22 protein-coding genes are annotated in these 22,353 nt (G+C 35.2%); 19 read left to right on the top strand and 3 right to left on the bottom strand.

Annotated elements, in window-relative coordinates:
- Positions 1 to 432: 432 nt before the first annotated feature.
- From QM524_RS00760 to QM524_RS00690, 15 genes are all read left to right on the top strand, one after another.
- Positions 433 to 3,633: a SusC/RagA family TonB-linked outer membrane protein gene (locus QM524_RS00760; protein WP_283343042.1), complete on the top strand. Its 3,201-nt coding sequence runs from the start codon at positions 433 to 435 to the stop codon at positions 3,631 to 3,633.
- A gap of 25 nt (positions 3,634 to 3,658) precedes the next feature.
- Positions 3,659 to 5,110, top strand: coding sequence for a SusD/RagB family nutrient-binding outer membrane lipoprotein (locus QM524_RS00755; RefSeq protein WP_283343041.1), 1,452 nt, complete (start codon positions 3,659 to 3,661; stop codon positions 5,108 to 5,110).
- A gap of 26 nt (positions 5,111 to 5,136) precedes the next feature.
- Positions 5,137 to 5,976 carry a BT_3987 domain-containing protein gene (locus tag QM524_RS00750; protein WP_283343040.1) on the top strand — a complete coding sequence of 280 codons (840 nt, stop codon included), beginning with the start codon at positions 5,137 to 5,139 and terminating at the stop codon, positions 5,974 to 5,976.
- 113 nt (positions 5,977 to 6,089) lie between these two features.
- Positions 6,090 to 6,380 carry a DUF1493 family protein gene (locus tag QM524_RS00745; protein WP_283343039.1) on the top strand — a complete coding sequence of 97 codons (291 nt, stop codon included), beginning with the start codon at positions 6,090 to 6,092 and terminating at the stop codon, positions 6,378 to 6,380.
- A gap of 166 nt (positions 6,381 to 6,546) precedes the next feature.
- Positions 6,547 to 7,161, top strand: a complete 615-nt coding sequence (locus QM524_RS00740; RefSeq protein WP_283343038.1) for a hypothetical protein — start codon at positions 6,547 to 6,549, stop codon at positions 7,159 to 7,161.
- Between the two features lie 227 nt (positions 7,162 to 7,388).
- On the top strand, positions 7,389 to 7,541 hold the full coding sequence (locus QM524_RS00735) for a polymorphic toxin type 24 domain-containing protein (RefSeq protein ID WP_283343637.1): 153 nt from the start codon (positions 7,389 to 7,391) through the stop codon (positions 7,539 to 7,541).
- The gene (locus QM524_RS00730) at positions 7,542 to 7,964 is read left to right on the top strand and encodes a hypothetical protein (RefSeq protein ID WP_283343037.1); all 423 of its coding nucleotides are present in this window, start codon (positions 7,542 to 7,544) and stop codon (positions 7,962 to 7,964) included. It abuts the gene before it with no gap.
- A 315-nt stretch (positions 7,965 to 8,279) separates the two neighbouring features.
- Entirely contained in the window at positions 8,280 to 9,179 is a 900-nt protein-coding gene (locus QM524_RS00725) for an RHS repeat domain-containing protein (protein ID WP_283343636.1), read from the top strand.
- Positions 9,180 to 9,225: 46 nt separating this feature from the next.
- Positions 9,226 to 9,510 carry a hypothetical protein gene (locus QM524_RS00720; protein ID WP_283343036.1) on the top strand — a complete coding sequence of 95 codons (285 nt, stop codon included), beginning with the start codon at positions 9,226 to 9,228 and terminating at the stop codon, positions 9,508 to 9,510.
- A gap of 511 nt (positions 9,511 to 10,021) precedes the next feature.
- Positions 10,022 to 10,483 carry a hypothetical protein gene (locus QM524_RS00715; protein ID WP_283343035.1) on the top strand — a complete coding sequence of 154 codons (462 nt, stop codon included), beginning with the start codon at positions 10,022 to 10,024 and terminating at the stop codon, positions 10,481 to 10,483.
- 309 nt (positions 10,484 to 10,792) lie between these two features.
- On the top strand, positions 10,793 to 11,527 hold the full coding sequence (locus QM524_RS00710; protein ID WP_283343034.1) for an imm11 family protein: 735 nt from the start codon (positions 10,793 to 10,795) through the stop codon (positions 11,525 to 11,527).
- 231 nt (positions 11,528 to 11,758) lie between these two features.
- A complete protein-coding gene (locus tag QM524_RS00705; RefSeq protein ID WP_283343033.1) occupies positions 11,759 to 12,364 on the top strand; it encodes a hypothetical protein in 606 nt (201 codons plus the stop codon).
- A 165-nt stretch (positions 12,365 to 12,529) separates the two neighbouring features.
- Entirely contained in the window at positions 12,530 to 13,183 is a 654-nt protein-coding gene (locus QM524_RS00700; RefSeq protein ID WP_283343032.1) for a hypothetical protein, read from the top strand.
- A gap of 323 nt (positions 13,184 to 13,506) precedes the next feature.
- Positions 13,507 to 13,953, top strand: a complete 447-nt coding sequence (locus tag QM524_RS00695) for a hypothetical protein (RefSeq protein ID WP_283343031.1) — start codon at positions 13,507 to 13,509, stop codon at positions 13,951 to 13,953.
- Between the two features lie 270 nt (positions 13,954 to 14,223).
- Positions 14,224 to 14,616 (top strand): hypothetical protein, encoded by a 393-nt coding sequence (locus QM524_RS00690; protein ID WP_283343030.1) that lies wholly within the window; start codon positions 14,224 to 14,226, stop codon positions 14,614 to 14,616.
- A 151-nt stretch (positions 14,617 to 14,767) separates the two neighbouring features.
- Here QM524_RS00690 and QM524_RS00685 read toward each other — a convergent pair whose 3' ends face one another.
- Positions 14,768 to 14,971 carry a hypothetical protein gene (locus QM524_RS00685; RefSeq protein ID WP_166578952.1) on the bottom strand — a complete coding sequence of 68 codons (204 nt, stop codon included), beginning with the start codon at positions 14,969 to 14,971 and terminating at the stop codon, positions 14,768 to 14,770.
- 207 nt (positions 14,972 to 15,178) lie between these two features.
- Here QM524_RS00685 and QM524_RS00680 point away from each other — a divergent pair, with 207 nt between their 5' ends.
- Positions 15,179 to 17,047 carry a tetratricopeptide repeat-containing sensor histidine kinase gene (locus QM524_RS00680; protein WP_283343029.1) on the top strand — a complete coding sequence of 623 codons (1,869 nt, stop codon included), beginning with the start codon at positions 15,179 to 15,181 and terminating at the stop codon, positions 17,045 to 17,047.
- Between the two features lie 19 nt (positions 17,048 to 17,066).
- Here the strand turns inward: QM524_RS00680 and QM524_RS00675 are convergent, their stop codons facing one another.
- Together QM524_RS00675 and QM524_RS00670 are read right to left on the bottom strand one after the other, a co-directional pair.
- On the bottom strand, positions 17,067 to 17,729 hold the full coding sequence (locus tag QM524_RS00675) for a response regulator (RefSeq protein ID WP_283343028.1): 663 nt from the start codon (positions 17,727 to 17,729) through the stop codon (positions 17,067 to 17,069).
- A gap of 96 nt (positions 17,730 to 17,825) precedes the next feature.
- Complete coding sequence (locus QM524_RS00670) at positions 17,826 to 18,884, bottom strand: hypothetical protein (RefSeq protein WP_283343027.1); 1,059 nt, start codon at positions 18,882 to 18,884, stop codon at positions 17,826 to 17,828.
- A gap of 258 nt (positions 18,885 to 19,142) precedes the next feature.
- On the opposite strand from QM524_RS00670, the gene QM524_RS00665 reads away from it, so the two are divergent.
- Genes QM524_RS00665 through QM524_RS00655 form a run of 3 tightly spaced genes read left to right on the top strand, consistent with a single transcriptional unit; the run spans position 19,143 to position 21,858 of the window.
- Positions 19,143 to 20,453: a sugar porter family MFS transporter gene (locus tag QM524_RS00665; RefSeq protein ID WP_166578948.1), complete on the top strand. Its 1,311-nt coding sequence runs from the start codon at positions 19,143 to 19,145 to the stop codon at positions 20,451 to 20,453.
- A 22-nt stretch (positions 20,454 to 20,475) separates the two neighbouring features.
- The gene (locus QM524_RS00660; RefSeq protein ID WP_283343026.1) at positions 20,476 to 20,886 is read left to right on the top strand and encodes a VOC family protein; all 411 of its coding nucleotides are present in this window, start codon (positions 20,476 to 20,478) and stop codon (positions 20,884 to 20,886) included.
- Between the two features lie 51 nt (positions 20,887 to 20,937).
- On the top strand, positions 20,938 to 21,858 hold the full coding sequence (locus QM524_RS00655) for a carbohydrate kinase family protein (RefSeq protein ID WP_283343025.1): 921 nt from the start codon (positions 20,938 to 20,940) through the stop codon (positions 21,856 to 21,858).
- The last annotated feature ends 495 nt before the right edge of the window (positions 21,859 to 22,353 follow it).

The following is a 22,353-nucleotide window of genomic DNA, read 5'->3' as shown; positions in this document are numbered from 1 at the left end:
ACCGAAACTAAATTTATTATCGTTGAATATTATCCTATTTCATAGGTGATTTTTGACATAACTTGACTAATTAGCTTGAAGAACTTTACCAACAATTCAACCAAACTAAAGGAAAACTATTTAGAATCAACAACAACTTCTGGGTGAAATCACACCTAGGATCTTTCCTTTTACCATTCAATCTCAAATAATCAAAATCCAAGCATTGTTTTGCTACAACTGCCTGTAAAAAGTGCGTCTATACGACTCTTATCGGGTTTTGATATTTCCATATTCATCTTTTCCGTGCGGAATGATGCCTTTTTTACTGTGTGTACTCACAACTGAGTGTACCCTTTCTGGAATACGTATATACTTATAGTTAGCTAGTTTATATTTCTTTTCCACCTTTAAAAAGAATCTTTTTACCAAACAATTTAAACAATAATCATTATGAGAAAACTCTTACTGCTTATTACTGTATTTCTTCTTGTACAGATAGGCAACGCGTTTGCACAAGATAGGCAAGTTACAGGGAAGGTGACCTCATCTGAAGATGGTGCTCCACTTCCTGGCGTTAGTATCTCAATTAAAGGTACACCCCGCGGAACAACTTCGGGTGCAGATGGTTCCTACAAAATTGCTGTAGGGAAAGACGCTGTTTTGACATTTTCATTTGTGGGTTTTGCTGCTCAAACAGTTACTGTAGGCGGACAATCACAAATCAACGTGGCATTAAAAGTAAACACTTCACAAATCGAAGAAGTTGTGGTTACAGCTTTAGGTGTGAAACGTTCAGAAAAATCTTTGGCTTACTCTGCTCAAAGTGTTAAGGATGAACAATTGAACACTATTCGTCAAACAAACTTAAACAACGCATTAGCTGGTAAAGTAGCTGGTATTCAGGTACGTAGCCAGTCAACAGTAGCATTGGGTCGCGATGCTAGTATCCGTATCCGTGGTGCGGGTTCATTGAGCGACAAAGCTCCACTTTACATCCTTGACGGTAACCCTGTAAGTTCATCTGACGTAAACTTAGATGACGTAGAATCAGTAACAGTATTGAAAGGTCCAAGTGCAACAGCACTTTACGGACAACGTGGTGATGCTGGTGTAATCATCATGGCCTCTAAAAAAGGTACCATGAAAAAAGGCGTTGGTATCGAATTGAACCAAAGTACTTTTTACGAAACAGTTTACATTTTGCCTCGCTACCAAAACTCTTATGCAGGTGGTGCTTCATCAGACATGATTAAATTCAATTATGAAGCTGGTATGCCAGAAGAGTGGAAAGCATTAAATGGTAAATACTATCATGACTACTCTGATGATGCTTCTTGGGGTCCTCGTATGGTAGGTCAAGAGTATATTCCTTGGTATTCTTGGTATCCAGGCACACAATATACTGGAAAAACTGCCTCTTTGGTAGCTCAACCAAACAACATCCGTGATTTCTACCAAGGTCAGTTTGCTACAAACACCAACGTAAACTTCTCGAAAGCTGGTGATAACTATACAACCCGTATCTCGTTTACAGCACAAAACCAAAATGGTTTGATGTACAAATCAAGTGGTGTAAAGTATAATATCTCGTCACAAACTACAGTAGATTTAGGAAAACACTTAACTGCAACGGCTAACATCAACTTGTCTGAGTACACTATCAAAGGACAATTCAATGACGGTTATTCTAACCAATCTTCAGGTTCATTCAACTCTTGGTTCCACAGAGATTTGGATTTGAATAAATTGAAAGAATTGAAAGATTTGACTTCTCCAGAAGGTATTTTGGCTAGCTGGAACCACAACAACCCAGGTGCTTATGCCTCATCTCCATTGAATTTCTACGGAGCGAACTACTGGTATAACTTCTACTCATATTTCGAAAAATTAGATATTTCGGAAAATAGAAGACGTATGTTTGGTGATGTTAACTTGACTTACAAAATCAATGATAATTTGAAAGTGGCAGGTTTTGTTCGTTTCAATCAAGGTAATACATTCGGTGAATCAAAAGTGCCAACCATTCTTCAAACATCGGCTACTCAAACAGGTTTGAAAGCAGGTTATAACACTTACCAAACTTATGGTAATATCGTAAACAACGGCAACACACCAAACGAGATGAACTATGAATTGATGGCAACATACAACAAGCACATCAAGGATTTCACAGTTGATGTAATGGCTGGGGGTAACATCCGTCACGATAGCTACAGAACAATGTCTGCTGGAACTGTAAATGGTCTAGTAATTCCAGATTATTTCGCATTGAGCAACTCATCATCGACTCCTTCTTTGAGTTCTTACCGTTCAGACAAAGAAATTCGCAGTATGTATGCACGTGGTTCATTTGGTTACAAAGACATTATTTTCTTAGAAGGCTCTGTACGTAATGACCGTTCTTCAGCTCTTCCAAAAGATGCTAACTCTTACACGTATCCATCGGTAGGTACTTCATTCATCTTCGGTGAATTGATTCGCAATACTGTTCCTGCATTGTCATTTGGTAAAGTTCGTGCTAGCTGGGCGCAAGTGGGTTCTGACTTAAGCCCTTATTCATTGGCTTTGAACTACTCGTTAGCTTCTGCAAAATTTGGTTCTTACTCATATATGGGAACACCAAATACGATTGTTGACCCTAACATCAAGCCAGCATTATCATCTGCGTATGAATTAGGTTTGGATTTGAAATTCTTGAAAGATAAAGTAGGTTTGTCAGTAACATATTATAACGAAGATAAAATCAATGAAATCATTACTGTACCTATCTCAGGAACAAGTGGTTTTACATCTAAATTGATTAACGCTGGTAAAATCAACCGTCATGGTTTAGAGGTTTCATTGAATGCAACTCCTGTTAAAACTAAGGATGTAACTTGGACTACTACTGTAAACTGGGCTAAAAACACTTCAAAAGTATTAGCATTGGCTGAAGGTGTAGATGCGATTACAGTAACTTCAGATGCTTTTGGTGTGGGTACAGTTGTTCACCAAGTAGGTGAAGCATGGGGTCAAATCCGTGGTGGTGCTTATACTTACAAAGATGGCAAGAAAGTATTGACTGCTGATGGTATGTATGTTGTAACTCCAAACTCTTATTTGGGTAGTGTATTGCCAGACTTCACAGGTGGTTGGTTCAACCAAATCCAATACAAAGACTTCGTTCTTTCTGCTAATATTGAATTCTCTAAAGGTGGTAAATACTTCTCATTGTCTGATTACTGGGGTGGTTTCTCAGGGTTGTTTGAAAGAACTGCAGGTGTAAACGACAAAGGAAACCCTATCCGTGACCCTATCGCTGATGGTGGTGGTGTACACGTACAAGGTGTAACAGCAGATGGTGCTGCAGTAGATAAATATGTAGACGCTTATACCTACTTCCACCAATTCGCTACTAACAAACTTTCTCAAGAACACGTTTATGACCTTGACTTCATCAAATTGAGAGAGGTTAGCATCGGTTATAGAATTCCAGTAAAAGGAAGCAAATTGTTACAAAGCGCAACGGTTTCAATTGTTGCTCGTAACCCTTGGTTGATTTATACTAAAAACAGAGATTTTGATCCATCAGAGATGTCTCAAATTTTCGGTGAAAACGGTCAGTTCCCAGGCACAAGATCATTAGGTGTAAACATCAAATTAGGTTTCTAACAAACGATTTTAATTGAAGAGTAAGATGATACGTAAAAATATACTAAAAACGCTGGGTTTTGCATCAGTTATGCTTTTCACAGCAAGTTGTTCGGATTTTGGAACAATGAACGACAACCCCAATGCCATTGTAACACCAGTAACATCAGCTTTGTTAACAAACGCATTGTTAGATTTTGATAGCCCTGCAACCAACGGCTCAATCAGAAATGGTTTGTACTGCCAATATTTTGCAGAAACACAATATACAGAAACATCACTTTATGCTATTCCACAAATTGGTTGGGATGGTAACTATGCTGGTTCATTGTATGACTTACAAAACATCATCAATAACAATACGGATCCTGCTACCAAAGCTTATGCAGCGTTAAATGGCTCAAACAATAACCAAATTGCTTTGGCTCGTATTGTAAAAGCATATCGCTTTTTGATGTTGACTGACCAATGGGGTGATATGCCTTATTCGGAAGCTTTACAATTAAAAACACAACCAAAATACGATACCCAACAAGAAATCTATAATGGTTTGTTTAAAGAATTGAAAGAAGCTGTGGCTCAATTTGACGGTGGTGCTGCTCCTGCTGGCGATATTGTACATAGTGGCAATTTGACTCGTTGGAAAAAATTTGCTAACTCACTGCGTTTAATCATGGCGCTTCGCTTATCAAAAGTTGACCCAACTACAGGTAAAGCGCAGTTTTTGGATGCCTTGGCATCTAGTGGTGGTGTGATTGATGCAAATGAGGACAATACTCAGGTAGCATACCCAGGTGGTACATTCAATAGCCCTTGGTACAACACTTATAACGGACGTAAAGATTACGGTATTAGTGATGTGATCGTAAATATGCTTTATGCTACTTCTGACGCTCGTGTAAATGCTTATGGCGAACCAAATGCAAGTGGTACTGTAGTACCAATGCCTTATGGCTTGACTCGTGACGATGCTGTTAACTATACTAACGCACATGCTGACTGGTCAAGAATTTTGAATCCTAGTTTTAGAGCTGGTAGTTCAACTTCATTTGTATTGACTGCTGCGAGTGTGTATTTGGCAAGAGCTGAAGCGGCTGCTTTGGGCTGGACAACTGAAAATGCTTCAACTATGTACAGCAAAGGTCTTGAAATGTCTTGGAAACAATGGGGTGTATTTGACCAAACGAAGTTTAATACTTTTATGGCGAACGCAGGTGTTCAATTAGGCACAACAAGTACTGACATACTTACAAAAGTTCGTACTCAACGTTATATTTCATTCTTCCCAGATGGTGCAAACGGTTGGTCAGAATGGCGTAGAACAGGGGTTCCTGCTCTTGCTCCAACACCAAAGGCTACCAACACCAGTAAACAGATTCCTCGTCGTTTTGTGTATGGTTCAAATGAGCCAAACCTTAACAAAACAAATTATCAAGCAGCAGTATCAAGACTAACAGGTGGCGATACACAAGATGCTAAAATTTGGTGGGACAAATAGATTAACCTTTTATAATTCTAGAAGCAATGAAAAAATATATCAACATATTTAATGTCCTAGCTTTAGGTTCACTTCTTTCGATGACGAGTTGTATCGAAGAAGGCAAAGACCTAATTGCTGGAAAAGGCTCAAACTTTGTTAGAATCCCTGCTGCAAGCACAGAACTAAACAATGTAGGCCTAGAACTAAGTGCAGGAGACAAAACGGCTGATTTAGTGGAAATTATCCGTGATGTAACTTCCAATGCTGAATTGCAATCGACTGTTACAGTGAAGTTAAAGGTGGATGACGCCTTGATTACAAACTATAACACGGCACATGGAACAACTATCAAACCTTTGCCAACTTCTTTTTACAAACTTTCGGCTACAGATGTAACATTCAATGCTGGTGAGTTCAGTAAAATTGTTCAGTTGACAATCGATCCTACCAAAATCGTTGGCGCTGACTATGCGGTAGGTTTAACGGTAGATAATGCAGGTGCTTACAAAATCCGTTCAGGATTGGGTTCAGCCTTGTTCAAAATCATCGCTAAAAACCAATGGGATGGTCGTTACAAAGCTGCTGGGGTATTCTCACACCCAACTGCTGGTGACCGTGCTATCGACCGTGTAAAAGACTTGGTAAGTGTGAATGCTAACACAGTAATTGCTGAGTTAGGTGACCTAGGTGGTTCTGGATATTACATGTTGTTGACCATCAACCCTGATAATTCAGTAACCGTTAAACCATCGGGTGCAACTCCAAACGTAGACCAGAGTTATTCTAAAAACTATTACGACCCAGCTACGAAGAGATTCTACTTGAATTACTCTTACAACGTAGCAGCTCCTCGTATTGTGAAGGAAACATTGACTAGACAATAAAGAATTTTATTAATAATTATTGGTTAAATTGTAATCGGTACTGAATATTTCGGTACCGATTTTTTTTTGAATCAGGATATCTAAAACCCCAATCATTTAATTCTTCTGTCAAAATGGACAATGAACTAAAATATCAACTTATTCAATTCATTAGGGAGGAAATTGGAGAATTCAACATCGAGATCACAGATACTACCGAGTTAGAAAATGATTTGGGGGTGACAGGAGACGATGGTAGGGATTTAATCGTAAAATATGCTAATGTATTTAATGTAGAAATAAGCGGGTTTGTATTCTCAAAATACTTTTATCCCGAGCCATCAGTTTTTTCTAATTATAAACCAATTAGTTCATTAAATATAGATAAGCTATTTGAAGGTGTTCTTGAAGGAAAATTAACCTAAATTCTTCTCCAAAGGCATAAGGCAAATAATTGTATTTTAAGCACATGCTAAAAATAAAAGTCATTTAAGACAAAATAGAAAAGAATAAATTTTATATCTTAACAAAGTAATTTCTACATTAATAAACAAGTTACATCTCTAAATTAATTATAATATAACCTTTCTTATGAAAACTCACCTTTCATTTCTTGCACTTTTGTGCATGCTACTTTTTACTTTTACTCCAAATTTATTTGCTCAATGTACGATTCCATTATTAGATATTAGAGACTCTGTTACCATAAAAGCATTGAGAAGGTACGTCGATAAGGCAGACGTAAGTAACTCAAAAGGTACTGGCAAATACATTGATACAAAATCTACGGTTATTTTGCTGCAGGAAGAAATCGTACATCAAGCCGATAGAACTGTGACGAAGCTTTTGAAAGTTAATATGGCCAGAATGAATTATTATAAGTATCGTAAAATGAGCATATTGGGATATTTTTATATTGATGAATTTCTCGTCTTAGTAACTTCCTCCGAATTCGGTTTATTCACAACCCAAAATTATGACTATGACAACTGTTTGAGTCAAGTACTACAAAATCATTCCCTAAGAGAATATGATGCACCAAAAAGAATTAAGAAAATCTTTCATAATCAAGAGGTCGAACAGATAGAATTGGGCGAACGAACCACTTTTCATGCAGCAACAATAACACTCGACTTTGCTGATAAGAAAAAGAAAGAGCCTTTTCATATTCAGTTTGAATGGGAAAATGTAAGTGATGGGCGTTAGGCTTGAAGAGTAAAGTATAAGATTTTAGGACTATCAGAAGGATTTCAAACTATTGATGATTTGGGATTTCTGATTTCGGTAATAAAGTAAAAAACGCTGGTGCTGGCTTCCAAGCCAGCACTAGCATTTTCTTTGTTAGTAAAAGAGTTTAACTTATCCGAAGTAAAGTTTTAAAACTTTAGAAATAGAAAGCACAAGTCTAAGACTTGCGCTAGTGGGTTGGTCCTATTCACAAAGGAGTTGAAACGCCTCACGTTCAGCAATCTTTGCCTAATATTGATAAAGAAGGAAAAATCCATTACAACAAGGACAGAAAGACCGTAGAGTCTATGGCTCAAGAAGATATAATTACTATAAAACGAGTATTAAAAATCGCTTAAATGACTGAAACTATTATACCGCTTTGGACAAATGAAGATTTTAATAATATGGGCTGGCATGACAATCGCCTATATGGGATAATTTTTGATACACAAAATTTCCGTATCTCACTTGACATAGATTATATCTTTGAGTGGTCTGATTCTTGGAAATCTTTTTTAGTCGCTCCTTGTAGCCTTAATTTTGAAAATGTGTCAAATACAAATATCAAAATCGAATTTGGTGATACTCAAAATATTATAATTAGTTGCGTGAAACGTATAAATGAGAGTAAGACCCCAAATGGCAATTTGCAGTGGTTTTTTATTATTGAAACGGATGTTGGTGATATTAGTTTTTGGGCAACTGGATTTACTCAAAAGCTTAGAGATGAACCCATTTGGAGTACAGCCCAAGATTTAGATAGAATACCCTCATTTTAGGTCGTGTTCCCAAGAGGGATATTTTACTGCCCCGTTAGTACTGGCTTCCAAGTCAGAACTAACAAAGGCTTAGGATTACTAGTATCTGCTCACCCCAAAATTCGGAAGTAATTCAAGATACACTTCCGAGAAGATTAGACACCAACAGTCCCCTGGGCAAGTACATTTACTGGTACGACATCAAAGACCACTTGGGCAACGTTTGCGACAGAGAGCAAACCAAGATATATCAGGGGAATTATTACGGAGCCTTTGGAGTATCGATATTATCCTTAGGCGATAATATGACCCCTACCCAAACAGTGCAGGCTCTACATCGGCAAAGAGCTACAAGACGGCACCAACTGGCTAGACTATGGAGCTAGAATGTACTACCCAGAGTTGGGTAGATGGATGGCGGTGGATCCGTTGGCGGAGAAACGTTTTAATCTAACGCCTTATCATTATGTTTCAAATAATCCTATTAACCGAATAGATTTGTTTGGCTTGGAGGATGTCAATGGTGATGGAAAAGATGATGGAAAACTCTTGCCAGAAGTCACCGTAACTGCCAAAAAGAGAGACATTAGCTCTTCATGGAGTAATTATATAAACAATTTGGGTAATGAAGGGTACAATAGTTATAAAGAAATCTATAGAGAACATAAATTGTCTCCATATAATTCTAATTTTTCGGGAGCAATTTATGGAAGAGACGCTAATGGTCAAGTACAGATACCAGATGATATTTTAGACCGAATTGATCAAGAAGTAGATGATGAAGCGATGCTTGCTTTAGCAATGTTATGGGCATCAGAACAATCTGGAGTTGACCCCAATTCTTTCAACTTTGAGTTTAACCCATTTGCAAGGGCTAATTTTTATAATTCATATTTATCAACAGGAGTATCAAATGAAAAAGCACGAAGTGTAGTTACTTCAGTTGGGGTTAGTACTGGTTTAGCTTATGCTGGGAATATTAAGTTGAGTTTATTAAAGAGTGTAAAAAAGATAGATAAAGGTGTTATTTTCAAATTCTATAACAGCAATTCTCGTTTATCAGATAGGATTCAACTTAGAGTTCAAGCACATAAACACACTCTATCTCCTTCAAAAGGGAGAGCAAAGGGATTAGGAAAAACTCCCGCACCATTTCATATAAATTTTAATAAGGAACATATTATACCAAATCCCAAATACTGGAAATATTATGGAGGACCATTCTACAGCTTATAACAGATTTTACTCTCAAATTGTTAACTCATATCAATTAAAAGAGATCATGAAGCAAATTTTAGTAAAAGAGATTTGCTCTATAGAAGATAATGACTTGGATGATTTGTCTTGTATATATCATGACGAATATTTTTCATTAGCTTTACATAGGTCTAATTATACAGAAATTATTCTATGTATTATTGTTTGGGATAGTGGTGATGCTGAAATAAATACCTCGTTTGGTTATTCAGAGTATTTTTTCTTCAAAGAGGATGAAAATTATTTAGAGTTTAGGAAATACCTTACTACTCAAGTATTACCCCTCTTTAAGTATGGTAGTTTCTCATAGCAATCTATTCGTAAAACATACACCCCCCGCTAATCTAAGTGCTATTTCACTTAGACTCACAAATAAATGCAGTCATTGACTGTACTCAAATGTAGAGGTTTACTTCGCCGTATAAACAAGCGGTACAAATAGGTTCAAGGTAAAGTCAAATGCAATATTTGTAGCAGGCACTAACAAAGGTAAGTGACTCTATTAGCACAACTTAGCCAACGATGCCAATGCCACGCAGATACAGACCAACGATTACACCCCATTTGGATTAGCCATTAGTAGCGATGTAAGCAAAAATACCCGCTAGTACTAGCTTCCATGCCATCACGATCTTAAACTAGGGATTCCATTCCTATTCGTAAAAGAGTTAAACTTATCTGAAGCAAAGTTTTAAAACTAGAGAAATAAAAAGCTCAAGTCTAAGACTTGCGCTAGTGGGGTACTAACGGAGAAGATAAATTATCTAAAGCTGGTATAGAAGTAGGGAATAAGCATAATAAAAATAAATTATATAGATAAAATGACAAAGTACTTTATTGGGGTTTGGATCTTCTTTTTTTGTTCATGTGACGACAAAAAAAGAATCACATTATACGAATATGACGGAGTATATGTTACAAGAATAGATAACCATACAGAGTCATATTTTTATTTTGGAAAATTTAAAGATGAGTATAATTTACCAAAATCATACGTTAAAAGTCATTTTAATGGTTTTAATAGTGGTATTGATGCCTATTTGATATTTAACCAAAATAATGTGGATGTATATTACTCAATGGGGCAGTTTGAAAACATTGGAAAAAAGGGAAATATCAAAGTTATCAATAGTCCCAAATCAAGAACATTTAATTATAATTTTGATGATAAAGTTAGGGGGAGATATAATAATATATGTCGTGTAAGTGATATTTTGACCCGTGAACAAGTATTGAATTTTGATAATCATTCTAAAGTTAAAGTTACTATACTGGTTGAGTAATCCCCCGCTAATGCTGGCTTCCAAGCCAGTACTAGCTTAATCTAAGGATTCCAATTCTGCTAGTAAAAGACTTAAAATTATCCGAAGTAAAGTTTTAAAACTAGAGAAATTGAAAGCATAGGTCTAAAACTTGCGCTAATGATTATACGATAGATTAATACTACATAACTTAAACGGTTTTGATACATCATATCCTGTATTTCAGATGGATTTTTTGGAATAGGTTCACTCTTTTTGTCTCCATCTGATGGTTGCGTTAATTGATTGAACAAAATTAGGTGAACCAAATTTAAATGAAGCATTTAGATAATGAATAACAGGATAACATTAAATTTTAGAGAGTTTGGACAAAGTTCAGACCCGAAAGTAGTAGGTATTAGAGATGGAGGTGGGCAAATAATTTTTGATGATTTGTTTTTTCACAGTCATCCCCATTTTACGAGTGTTTTTTTTCCCGATGTTTTAATGGATAAAGATTGGTGGAAAAAATGGGCTAAATGGGAGGAGTATGGAAGTAAATTACTCCATATAAAATTAGCAAAAACAGCTATACTCACTGATTATATTGGTGCTAGTGGACTTTTCAGATGTTTTTTTGTGAATAGTAAATTGAAAGAAATACTACAAACAGCTAATTTGCCAAATCATAATTTTTTTGAAATTACTTTTATTCAGGGGGGAAAAATTGTAGATGGTTACTGGTGGTTTTGTTTTGATCTTGAAACAGGTGAAAATACTGTTGACTTTTCAAAATGTGAATATAACTTACGTGATCACAAGAGGACATTTGGTGAAAATTTTTCAGTTAATATTCAGTCTTATCAAGATTATTTAAATGTTTTTTATGAAACAGGTAGAGCAGTCAAAGTTACAGAATTAGTTTTTAACTCTAACTTTAATTCTGAGCTTGATATTTTTGGAACTCAATTTTTAACAAATCAAGTATATATATCCGAAAATCTTCATAGAAAATTACAAGAACAAAACATTACAGGGTATACAGCAAGATATCCTACATTTGGCTTAGATTTAGTAGTATTTTGAATGGAGACTCAAAAACTAAAAGCACAAGTCTAAGACTTGCGCTAGTGGGGTTCAGTAATACTAATAATCAATTGATTTATGAAACAGCCCAAAGATTCGGATTTAATGTAAATTATCAAGGAACCAACGGATCAAATATTGGGGCAATAAGAGTTGGGGGGCATAATAACCATGGATATTTAGGTTATGGTTTACCACCTGTGACAATTAGGACAAAAAAACAAAAGACTGATGAAAGTAATAAGATTTATTCTATTGTGTATTAGCCCATTTTTAGGAATATTTAACTGCTATTCGAGTGCTGGGCTTTTATGTAATAATTCTGACTTAGGTAAGGATAATATATTAACCATTTTGAATAGCGATAATAGTATTTATTTAGAATTTTCTTTGTTAGGAGATATAAACCCTAGATTACCCGAAACGTTTAATCCTTACGCAATAGATATTCCAAATGATATTTTTTTAATCGAAGTAATTCGTGAAGATAAAGATAGGTATCAAGTTTCTATAGGAAATGGGCAATCAAAATTTATTAGTAAATCAGAAAATAGTTTAAAATATTACAGTTGGACGAACTTTATTCTTAATTACGACTATAATTCTATCATAGTTGATAAAAAGAAAAACCCAGTGAGAGTTTTGCCAACTGAAAACTCCAAGAAAGTATTGTATATTGATTACGACACTTATACTATTTATGGAAAAAAAATTGTTGGAGATTGGCTGAAGGTAGAGGTTCAAGATATTGAATCTATTGAAAATTTTAAGACCTATGGCTGGGTAAAATGGAAAGACAAAGACAAAATGCTAATTGATTTTAGATATTATGACTAATCCAGTTCCATCGCTCATCCCCGCTAGTGCTAGCCTCCAAGCCTATATTAGCTTATTCTAAGGATTCCAATCTTGTTAGTAAAGGACTTAAACTTATCTGAGGTAAAGTTTTAAAACTTTAAAAATTAAAAGCACAAGTCTAAGACTTGCGCTTGATGGGTAAGAATGGAAAACCCATACAATAAACTTTTTGCAGATATGAAAAAACATTGTTTACATTATTGTTTATCTATATTTATTTGTTTTCTCTCATGTTCTAAAGAGAGATTAGATGAAGCTTATTTCTTCAGTAAATACGATAAGAATGGAAGAGTGATAGGAAAAGAAGAACTCTATTTGAAGGTTAAGATGATTAATGACACTTTGAAAGAAATTCTAATCCTGAATAAGGATTCTTTAATATTAAAATATAAAGAATTTGAAAATAATACAGGCGTTTATCGGGAATTTTCTGATGAATTTAGACCATATTACTCTTTTGACTCTTCATCTGTTGGAGGTACTAACGATATATTTCCTCCTATCGTGAATATGGAATCATGGTTAATAAATAAGAAGATAATAAAAGTTGATAATAATATATATGAAATATATCATTTTAATGAGCTAAGTTATTGTAATCCATCGATTTCAACTTATTGGGTAAAAGGCATAGGGCTTATTGCTGTATTTATTTACAATGGAAAAAAAGAACAATATTATTTATGTGATAGAATTGAAGGAAATATTATAAAAAGTATGCGAATGAAAAAAATTGGCGAGACAATAATAAACGATTCAACTTTTTTTAAAAAAGCAAAATATTTGCCTTGTACCTAATTTGTAGTACCCTCTGCTAATACTGGCTTGATAGCTAGCATTAGCTTATTCTGAGGAATCCAATCCTATTCGTAAAAGTTTTAAAACTTTTACGAATAGAAAGCATAAGTATAAGACTTGCGCTAGTGGGGTGGCATCATTAATGGAAGTGATGTTTCAGATATTATTAAATATCCTTTGAGGAGCAAAGCTAATTCAGAAGGTGACATATACGTTGGTAAAGAAAGGGTTTTAGATATAACCCTAGTTCCAATAATTACAGAATACTGTCAGTCAACTCATCCTATTTCCCATCCAAAAAATTTAAAGAAAGGAAAGGTTCAATGAATAAATTTATTATTTTAATTTTATTTTGTTTTGGTGCATATTCACAAAAATTAGATGAGATTTATTTACTAAATCCAATAATGTTACATTTAGAAAATGATAATAATTCCTTTACTATTGTTACTGTCGAATCAAACTTGAAATACTTTAAAAGTAATATTAAAAAGCTTTATTCCTTAGATTCAGTTTATTTTTTGCCACATAATTTTTATTCATTTTTCAATAATCCTAATTTCAAAATAAACATAGATTATGATTTAGATAATTTTCAAAAAAGAAAATATCATAACTTAATTTATTATAAACTACAAGGAAATTTAAAAATCAAACGGCTATATTCCACCATTAAGAACTATAATGAAAAAGAGAATGGCTTTGGGATTCGAAATTTACCAAGAAATAGAAATAAATTAATTTCGGTTGTTGCATTACAAAATGAATAACTATCTCACTTGTCTAAGTGTTTTTTCACTAAGACCTACAAATAAATGTATTATTTGACTGTACAGGTTTACTTCGCTCCCGCTGGTACTAGCTTCCAATCCAGTACCTACCATTTCCAATAATTCCCCAAAACTTCAAAATATAACTACAAGTCTTTGACTTTCTCTAGGTGGTAATTCTCACTAAAATTGAAAAATCCTACATGCTTCATTTCTAACACCTACAATTAAAGTATATTTGTGTTTTTTACACAAAACAGCTTATGCTCTATGAAAAACCTCCTATGCTTGCTATGTCTAGGCTTTATTCTTTCAATAAGTTCTTGCTCAGTTAGCGAGTCAGTCGAACTGCCAAAAGTTACATGTTTTAACGATAATTCTTCTGCCATCGAACAGTTACCTTGGTTAAAAACGGTAGTATCCGAATTTCAAAAGCCTAAAAGTGGACCACTACAAGTAGTACAATACGTATATAATCATAAGGATAGTACAGGTAATTATAAATTAGAATATTATATAGGCGTTTACAATTCATCGATATCCAACCCTGCTTCGTATATTTATACTTGTGATGGCAAAACTCTGGGAAAGGCTTCGATAGACTCTAGTGATTTCTATGCAAAAGCTACAGTTGTGAAGGTATTGTTTGAGGGGAGTTATTAGACATTACATAAACTCAAAATGACCACCTTAAGGATGGTCATTTTGAGCAATTTAGGTAAAATAATATAGAACTATTAATTAGACTTTGGGAATTAAATCTCTATGGATTTTATTTGATTTTCTATTAATGCATATCAACAGTGATGACCATTTAAAGACCATCCCATCCAGCGACGAGCCATTGTTGAGGGTCAATATGTACCTTACGATGATTAAGCATTTCTTTTAAAAAAGAAATTTCTTGTAATGTAAGGTGAGAAAAAACATGTTCTTTGCCTGTTTCATCGAAGATGGTTAAATAACCCACTTTATTAACCATATCCCATCCGATAGTGTACTTCCGAACTTGAATCATTAATGCAAAATTGCTTCAATATCGTCGGAGTGACAATCCTAATTATTAAGTATATTTGAAGAAGCATATACTTACTATTGAGTAGTCCCAATACTTTTATCACTATTTTGATTGTTGCTTTATCACATTATGTTTTTCACACACCCATTCAAAATAATCATCTTTTTTGCTTTTCCTTTTTTGGCATTAGCTAGGCCAAACTCAACATTGGACAGCCTACATAAAAAGTTAAATCAGCTAGATAAAGAAGGAAAAAGCTTTCCTTTGGATACCGCTAGAATAAATCTCCTCTGTCAGTTGAGTGAACTAGAGGTGGTGTCTTCTCCTAAACAATCATTTAGTTATTTGGATACTGCTGAAAGACTTGCCAAAAAGCATAATTGGCAGGAGGGTATAATGCGCATTAACTATGAGCGAGGTTTTTACTATATGAGCCATGCTCAATATATGGTATCTACCGAATTTTTGTTTAAAAGCTTATACCAAGCAGAGCAAATCAAAAACAGAGTATTTGAAGCCAAGAATTTGAGTATGTTGGGGCTCTCTTTTTCAGAATTGAAAGACTTCAAAAATGCGCAAATCAATTTGCAAAAAGCCCTTAAGATTCATCAGATACTTGGCGACAAAATTCGTTACACCAGAACACTACATTATATTGGTTTGGCACTGGCAACTGAAAAAAAACATTCAGCGGCCTTAACTTATTTTCAACACGCCTATCAACAAAACCTAAAACTACAAATTCATCACATGGATATGTACTGTTTGAGTGGTATTGGGTCAAGTCAAAAAGAATTAGGTAAGTTTGACGATGCTTTGAAGACCTTCGAAAAGTTACTTATTCTTGAGGGACAATATGCAGATGTACCAGATTATGATAAAATGGTTAGCCTAAGTGAAATAGCTGATATTTACCGAATCAAAAAAGAATTCAACAAAGCTAAGCCATTGTTTGATCAAGCTTTATCACTAGACAAAAAAGGAGGAGTAGACTCATACTCTAGAACGCTTTATGAGCGTCTTTATCTTTTTTATAAAGAATTAGGAAATAATAAAGCTGCACTACTATATTTTGAAAAGCTTTCTAAAATTAAAGACAAAATCGGAAAGCAAGATATCGAACAGCAAGTCAAAAATTTGAAATTTGAGTACGAGTATGCAAAGAAAGAAATACAGTTGAATGCGTCTAAATTAGAGGTAAGTCAAGAACAACAACTACGAAATATCTCTATCATTGGCCTTCTTGTTTTGCTAATTGGTGCGTTATGGCTTTGGTTTAATAGACTTGAACTTTCGAAAAAGAACAAACAAATCTATACTCAAAGTCTCGAGATATCTAAGGCATACGCACAATTAGAAGATTTTAACAAAACGCTTGAGCAAAAAGTAGATCAACGAACTCATGAATTAAAACAAGCCAACATAGAACTCCAACAAAAGAATGAAGAGATTTTAACTGCCTTGTTTGAAGGACAAACACTTGAGAGAAAGAGAGTTGCCTCTGAGCTCCACAACAATCTTGGTTCAATGCTTTCCGCTATGCGCTATCGCTTACAAATTTTGGATAAAGAAAAACTTTCAAGTAAAGAGCAAAAAGTATATGACTCTATTCTCGAAATGATGGGAACTGCCTATGCGGAAGTTCGCCTGATTTCACACAACCTATTACCCGCCGAGCTAGAAAAGAAGGGACTGAAAGGAGCTATTGAAAAATTAATTGGAGATATTAATTTGGGACAAAAGCTAATCATCGATTTACAAATGGATGATGATATTTTACCGAAAAACAAAAGATTTGAATTAGAACTATACAGTATTTGCTTGGAACTTATCAATAATATCATAAAACATGCTGAGGCTACACAAGCATCAGTATCATTTTATGAAGAAAATAATCTATTGATTTTTACGGTTTCAGATAATGGGAAAGGTATGAATCTTGAAAAATCAAATGGTTTTGGGCTTAAAAATATCGAACAAAGAGTCCAAAGCAATAGTGGAAAAATGGAAATTCATACCAAAGAATTTGAGAAAACCGCAATTATCTGCAAATTCCCTTTGGAACAAATCACTTAAATACAACCTTTCTAACAATTCAACTTCCAGATTCCATAAAACCATGAGCAATAGCCCATTGCATGAGTCCGATACTATTATTTACTCCTATTTTTTTCATTAAATTTCTACGGTGTGTCTGAATAGTAGTAACTGCCACGCTCAATTCTTCTCCAATTTCTTGGCTTGTTTTATTTTGTAATACCAATCTCATCACTTCAAGTTCTCTTGCAGTAAGTGGCGAATCATCATCCAAGGATGCTTGTCCAGTAAAGTTTTCAGGATTTGGAATCTCAGCTAATTTTTTAACAATTTTTTCACTAAAAAACTTGTGACCACTAGCCACCATTTCAATAGCCTGCAACAATTCTGACTTCTCAGCGCTCTTCATCACGTACCCATGGATACCTGCCTTCAATCCCTCTCGAATATCATCAGCCTCCTCGCTCATTGTCAATATAATTACACGCACGTCAGATGATTTCTCTCGTAATCTCAATGCCATATTGATTCCATTCAACAGGGGCATATGCAAATCGGCAATTATAATGTCAATTGGATTACTTTCTATAAAACTAAGTGCTTGCCAGCCATTTGATACAATGCCTATTACCTCATAGTTGTCTTGCATATCAATCAACATCCCCAAGCTTTCAGCTACTATAGCATGGTCATCTGCAATTAGTATTTTAACATTATTCATAAATTTTATAGTTTCATTTATCAACGGTATCTTGTATGTCTTGCAAAAGTATACTTAAAAGTGTTGTACTAAATTAATTTTTCATCAATCTAAAATTCACTCCACCCTCACCACCTGCTGACAATACAGTTCTCTTAAATTAGATTTATTGACTTTGAATACCATCACAAAAGGTGAATTGTCTATTGATAGGTTTTGTTCTACGTCGTATTTGCCGGCAATGGCTTTCCAATTTTGACAAAGATAGCTAGTCATGGAGCGAGTAGATTTGTTTTCTATACCTGAAATAAAATAGGCAGTAATTACCCGATTATTAGGTAGTTGCATGGGGACTTTTGCCAAAAATCCTACATCAAACCCTGCATTACTTTCATAATAATCGCTCCAGAGTGATTGTTCTAAAATCTGATTGTAATAGCGTACTCTAAATCGAGTATTATTTTCATCAAACTCGATATAAGCGCCCAATTCTTGCTGTAAGGCCCATTTAACAAAATAATTAGAATAAAAACCTATCGCAAATACACAATCTACTTTATCCCATGGAGCATCGGCTTCTTTCAAAAAATATTGTCCGTGGTCTAGTTTTACCAAGTCTTGATCATAATGTCTTTTGGGCAAAATGTAATTACTTTCATGAAAAAGATCTATGATTTCAAGCAAACATTCGGTGTCTCGCGAATCTACGGTTTGCTCATCACTTCTTGGAGATTTCCCTTCAAATAACCCACTCGGATTTTGTTGGTCTTTGGCATCAAATATCGCCTGAATCATCCAAATTTTACTCTCTTTTTTGATACCAAAAAAGTCCAGCAAATTCATCGAAAACTGGTCGAGATAGGCTTGTGGAGTTTCATATCCTAAAAACTTCACAAACATGACCAAATAGTCTTCTTGAAAATTGACTACCTTTTTGGTTTGCACCTCATTCATTTTTCGCCAGAGGTACATATTGTTAAAAGTTGCCGAAAAACTCAATCCAGTATTTTCTTCCAGAACTAATTGAAAATAGGTTTTCTCTAGTTTCGGTTCAGTCATTTTCCAAATATGTGTTTCAGACCCTCGAAACGTTTTCCCCCTTTTGGTAAGCTCTTGTTGAAGTTTAGTTTTTACTTCTGAATATAATTTTTCGCAAACGTTTTTCTCTATGTTCATCTTTTCCAGACTGTTCCAAATTGTTCCGATTTGTTACAAAAATAGTACAATATCTTCAAAACATTCTTACTAAAAATAGAATAAAACAAATAATTAATTAAACAATAGCCTTTATATTTTTGCATTCATTCTTTGATAAATACCAAAATAACTATCCAGAATTGGCTTTGAGCTTTGGGCAAAAAGCAGATGGTATTTAACTGTGGTTCTGATAAAGTTGTATTATTAAGGATATTTCAATCTCTAAAAAAATAATCGATGAACAATAAACTGATACTTTGGTCTATTACTGTGGGTTTGGGAGGCTTCCTATTTGGTCTAGATACTGCTGTAATTTCGGGAGCGGAACTCGAAATCCAAAAACTGTGGAATCTCGATAGTTGGACTCACGGTTTGGCAGTTGCCATTGCCTTATATGGTACTGTAATTGGCGCTGCATTCGGTGGTATTCCAGCCGATAAGTATGGACGCAAAAACACACTTTTGTGGATTGGTATTCTGTTTTTCCTTTCCTCAGTTGGAGCGGCAATTGCTTCTGGCGTGAATATGTTTATGGTTTTTAGATTTATTGGAGGTTTGAGCATCGGTGCGTCTTCGGTGGTTGCACCTGTTTATATTTCCGAAATTGCTCCACCAAAATATCGTGGTCGTATGGTGATTTCGTTCCAAGCCAATATTGTTTTTGGTATTTTGATTGCCTATGTTTCTAACTATCTTCTTCAAGGCGGTGCAGATTCGTGGCGCTGGATGTTGGGTGTTGTGGCTTTTCCATCATTGTTATTTTCAGTTTTGATGTTATTTACCCCAGAAACACCGAGATGGCTATTGCTCTACAAGGGTGACGAAGCCAAAGCAAGAGAAGTGTTAGCCATTACGGAAGAAAACGTCTCGGGAGCAGTCGATGAAATCATGGTGTCAGCCAAACAAGAAGCATCGAGTAGCACGGATAAACTTTTCTCGAAAAAATACTTCTTCCCACTCCTATTGGCCTTTTTATTCTCTTTCTTCAATCAGGCTTCGGGAATCAATGCGGTGATTTATTATGCACCTCGTATTTTCGAAATGACAGGTTTGGGTAAAGAAGGGGCATTACTTTCAACATCGGGCATTGGAGTTTTCAACTTGATTTTTACGATTATTGGTTGGTATTTGATTGATCGTTATGGTCGTAGAGTATTGATGTACATTGGCTCGATTGGTTACATCATTTCTTTGGCATTGATTGCCATGGCTTTTTATAACGAATCATATGCCTATGTGCCTTACTATGTGTTTGCTTTTATTGGGGCACACGCAATCGGTCAAGGTTCAGTGATTTGGGTATTTATTTCTGAAATTTTCCCTAACTCGGTTCGTGCTTCGGGTATGGCGTTTGGTTCACTGACACACTGGGTATTTGCAGCGTTGATTGCCAATTTCTTCCCATACTTTGCCGATCATTTGGGTGGTGGTCCCATCTTTGCCTTTTTCAGCGTCATGATGGTTTTCCAATTGATTTATGTATGGAAAATGATGCCTGAAACCAAAGGTGTTTCGCTCGAAGATTTGCAAAAAAGATTGATTCACTAATTCAAAAATCAGCCACTTCGCTATGTCATTGGTCTTAAAAAAAATACAACATATAGGTATTCCTGTCACTAATCTCGAAAAATCAGAGGCATTTTATCAAAGCTTAGGTTTTGAAAACGTTATGGGATCAGCTTTTGAGCATCCCGAGGGAAACGGAAAAGTTTCCATGATGAAAAGTGGTGAAATTATCATCGAAATTTATCAATTTCCAGAAACAGTTTTACCCGAAATTGCTTGCAGAAAAGATGGTCATGTCGACCATATTGCCTTTGATGTGGAAGATATAGACCAGACTTTTGCAACACTCAAGGCAGGTGGGTATGAAATTTTGGAAAAAGCACCTGTTTTTCTTCCTTTTTGGAAAAATGGCTGTAAATACTTCAATATTAAAGGGCCAGATGGCGAACGATTGGAGTTTAATCAAATTTTATAAGTTCAGCTGACTTTTGGAAAACGAAAAAATAACGATTTAATCATTCAGAAAATGCAACAATATATCTGCTGTTTTGGTGAAGTTTTATGGGATATGCTTCCTAGTGGCAAATTACCTGGAGGAGCTCCCATGAATGTGGCAACGCATTTACAAAACTTGGGAATTCCAGCCAAAATGATTAGCCGTGTAGGAAAAGATGAATTAGGGGCAGAAATTAAAGCTTTTCTAGAAAGTAAAAATTGTACCACTGAGTGGATTCAGGAAGACGAAACTTTAACGACAGGATGGGTAAAAGTACAACTGTCTGAAAAGAATGAGGCAACGTATACCATTGTTCACCCCGTGGCATGGGATTTCATTCAGACCAATGAAGCTACTCAACAGCTAGTCAATCAGGCTTCTGCCTTGGTATTTGGCACTTTGGCAAGTCGTGACGATACCTCATATCAAACGCTTTTGAGTATTTTGAAAAATTTACCAAAAGACTCTAAGGTCTTGAAGGTATTCGATATAAATCTTCGTCCTCCACACTATTCACAAGGTTTAATTGAGGAGTTTTTACAATATGCGGATATCGTAAAACTCAATGAAGATGAGCTAAAAATCGTTGCAAAATGGTACGAAATAGAAGGAGATGAAGAAAACCAGTTACGTGAAATTAGCCAAAAATTCAATATTAAAACTTTAATAGTGACCAAAGGTGGCGACGGAGCGATTCTGTTAAGATTAGAAAACGATGGTAAAAAACATTTTTTTCAACAAGCAGGATACAAAGTGGTCGTGGCAGATACCATCGGAAGTGGCGATTCATTTTTAGCAGGTTTCTTGAAAAATATTCTAGCAGAAAAATCCTCAGAATATGCGCTGAATTTTGCCTGTGCCATTGGTGCCCTTGTTGCTTCTCACAGCGGAGCTAATCCTGCTATCTCCGAGGCTGATATTGAGGAAGTGATGGTAGGGGTTAGGGGTTAGGGGTTAGGGGTTAGGGCAAAACGCTCCCACATCCTATTTACTCACTTTTTCAACTTTTTTCGAAAAAAACTAAACCCTATACCCTCACCCCTAGTGCCTTAAAAAGATATTCTCTGAGTACAACAAAATATGGAGTTCAACTCCTTTGGGGACTTTAAACAAAGCCGCACAATTTGTCAATGAAGTCCCTACTTTACTGTGTAGCATTAACCATTTGTATAAATTTGATAACGGAAAAGGCAGTCAAAATAGACTGCCCATTTCCAATCAAGCAAAATTTTAACACTATCTATCCCCTTTCAATTATGCCGTAGGAAGCTTCTGTTTCTTACGGCTTTTATTTTTCCAAAAATGATTCTTTTCTAAAAATGCTACTCTTACCTTATTGTACTTCAGCACCTTACAGCTGTCAATAAACCAGATACTAAATTAAAACCTTGCAATATATATCAGACAAGCAAAAAGGTTAACTTTACTAAAATTGAACCTTAAATC

It is taken from the genome of Flectobacillus roseus, from assembly GCF_030056595.1.
Taxonomy (GTDB): Bacteria; Bacteroidota; Bacteroidia; order Cytophagales; family Spirosomataceae; genus Flectobacillus; species Flectobacillus roseus.
The sequence above is the reverse complement of the archived record's forward strand: the minus strand, read 5'-3'. Positions and strand labels throughout refer to the sequence as shown.

Bases quoted from the DNA above. Each gene is read 5' to 3' on its own strand.
- QM524_RS00675 (WP_283343028.1), bottom strand. From the start codon at position 17,729: ATGAATAATGTTAAAATACTAATTGCAGATGACCATGCTATAGTAGCT.
- QM524_RS00695 (WP_283343031.1), top strand. From the start codon at position 13,507: ATGAATAAATTTATTATTTTAATTTTATTTTGTTTTGGTGCATATTCA.
- QM524_RS00700 (WP_283343032.1), top strand. From the start codon at position 12,530: ATGGAAAACCCATACAATAAACTTTTTGCAGATATGAAAAAACATTGT.
- QM524_RS00665 (WP_166578948.1), top strand. From the start codon at position 19,143: ATGAACAATAAACTGATACTTTGGTCTATTACTGTGGGTTTGGGAGGC.
- QM524_RS00705 (WP_283343033.1), top strand. From the start codon at position 11,759: ATGAAAGTAATAAGATTTATTCTATTGTGTATTAGCCCATTTTTAGGA.
- QM524_RS00745 (WP_283343039.1), top strand. From the start codon at position 6,090: ATGGACAATGAACTAAAATATCAACTTATTCAATTCATTAGGGAGGAA.
- QM524_RS00660 (WP_283343026.1), top strand. From the start codon at position 20,476: ATGTCATTGGTCTTAAAAAAAATACAACATATAGGTATTCCTGTCACT.
- QM524_RS00730 (WP_283343037.1), top strand. From the start codon at position 7,542: ATGACTGAAACTATTATACCGCTTTGGACAAATGAAGATTTTAATAAT.
- QM524_RS00690 (WP_283343030.1), top strand. From the start codon at position 14,224: ATGAAAAACCTCCTATGCTTGCTATGTCTAGGCTTTATTCTTTCAATA.
- QM524_RS00750 (WP_283343040.1), top strand. From the start codon at position 5,137: ATGAAAAAATATATCAACATATTTAATGTCCTAGCTTTAGGTTCACTT.
- QM524_RS00685 (WP_166578952.1), bottom strand. From the start codon at position 14,971: ATGATTCAAGTTCGGAAGTACACTATCGGATGGGATATGGTTAATAAA.
- QM524_RS00755 (WP_283343041.1), top strand. From the start codon at position 3,659: ATGATACGTAAAAATATACTAAAAACGCTGGGTTTTGCATCAGTTATG.
- QM524_RS00710 (WP_283343034.1), top strand. From the start codon at position 10,793: ATGAATAACAGGATAACATTAAATTTTAGAGAGTTTGGACAAAGTTCA.
- QM524_RS00760 (WP_283343042.1), top strand. From the start codon at position 433: ATGAGAAAACTCTTACTGCTTATTACTGTATTTCTTCTTGTACAGATA.
- QM524_RS00715 (WP_283343035.1), top strand. From the start codon at position 10,022: ATGACAAAGTACTTTATTGGGGTTTGGATCTTCTTTTTTTGTTCATGT.
- QM524_RS00740 (WP_283343038.1), top strand. From the start codon at position 6,547: ATGAAAACTCACCTTTCATTTCTTGCACTTTTGTGCATGCTACTTTTT.
- QM524_RS00655 (WP_283343025.1), top strand. From the start codon at position 20,938: ATGCAACAATATATCTGCTGTTTTGGTGAAGTTTTATGGGATATGCTT.
- QM524_RS00720 (WP_283343036.1), top strand. From the start codon at position 9,226: ATGAAGCAAATTTTAGTAAAAGAGATTTGCTCTATAGAAGATAATGAC.
- QM524_RS00670 (WP_283343027.1), bottom strand. From the start codon at position 18,884: ATGAACATAGAGAAAAACGTTTGCGAAAAATTATATTCAGAAGTAAAA.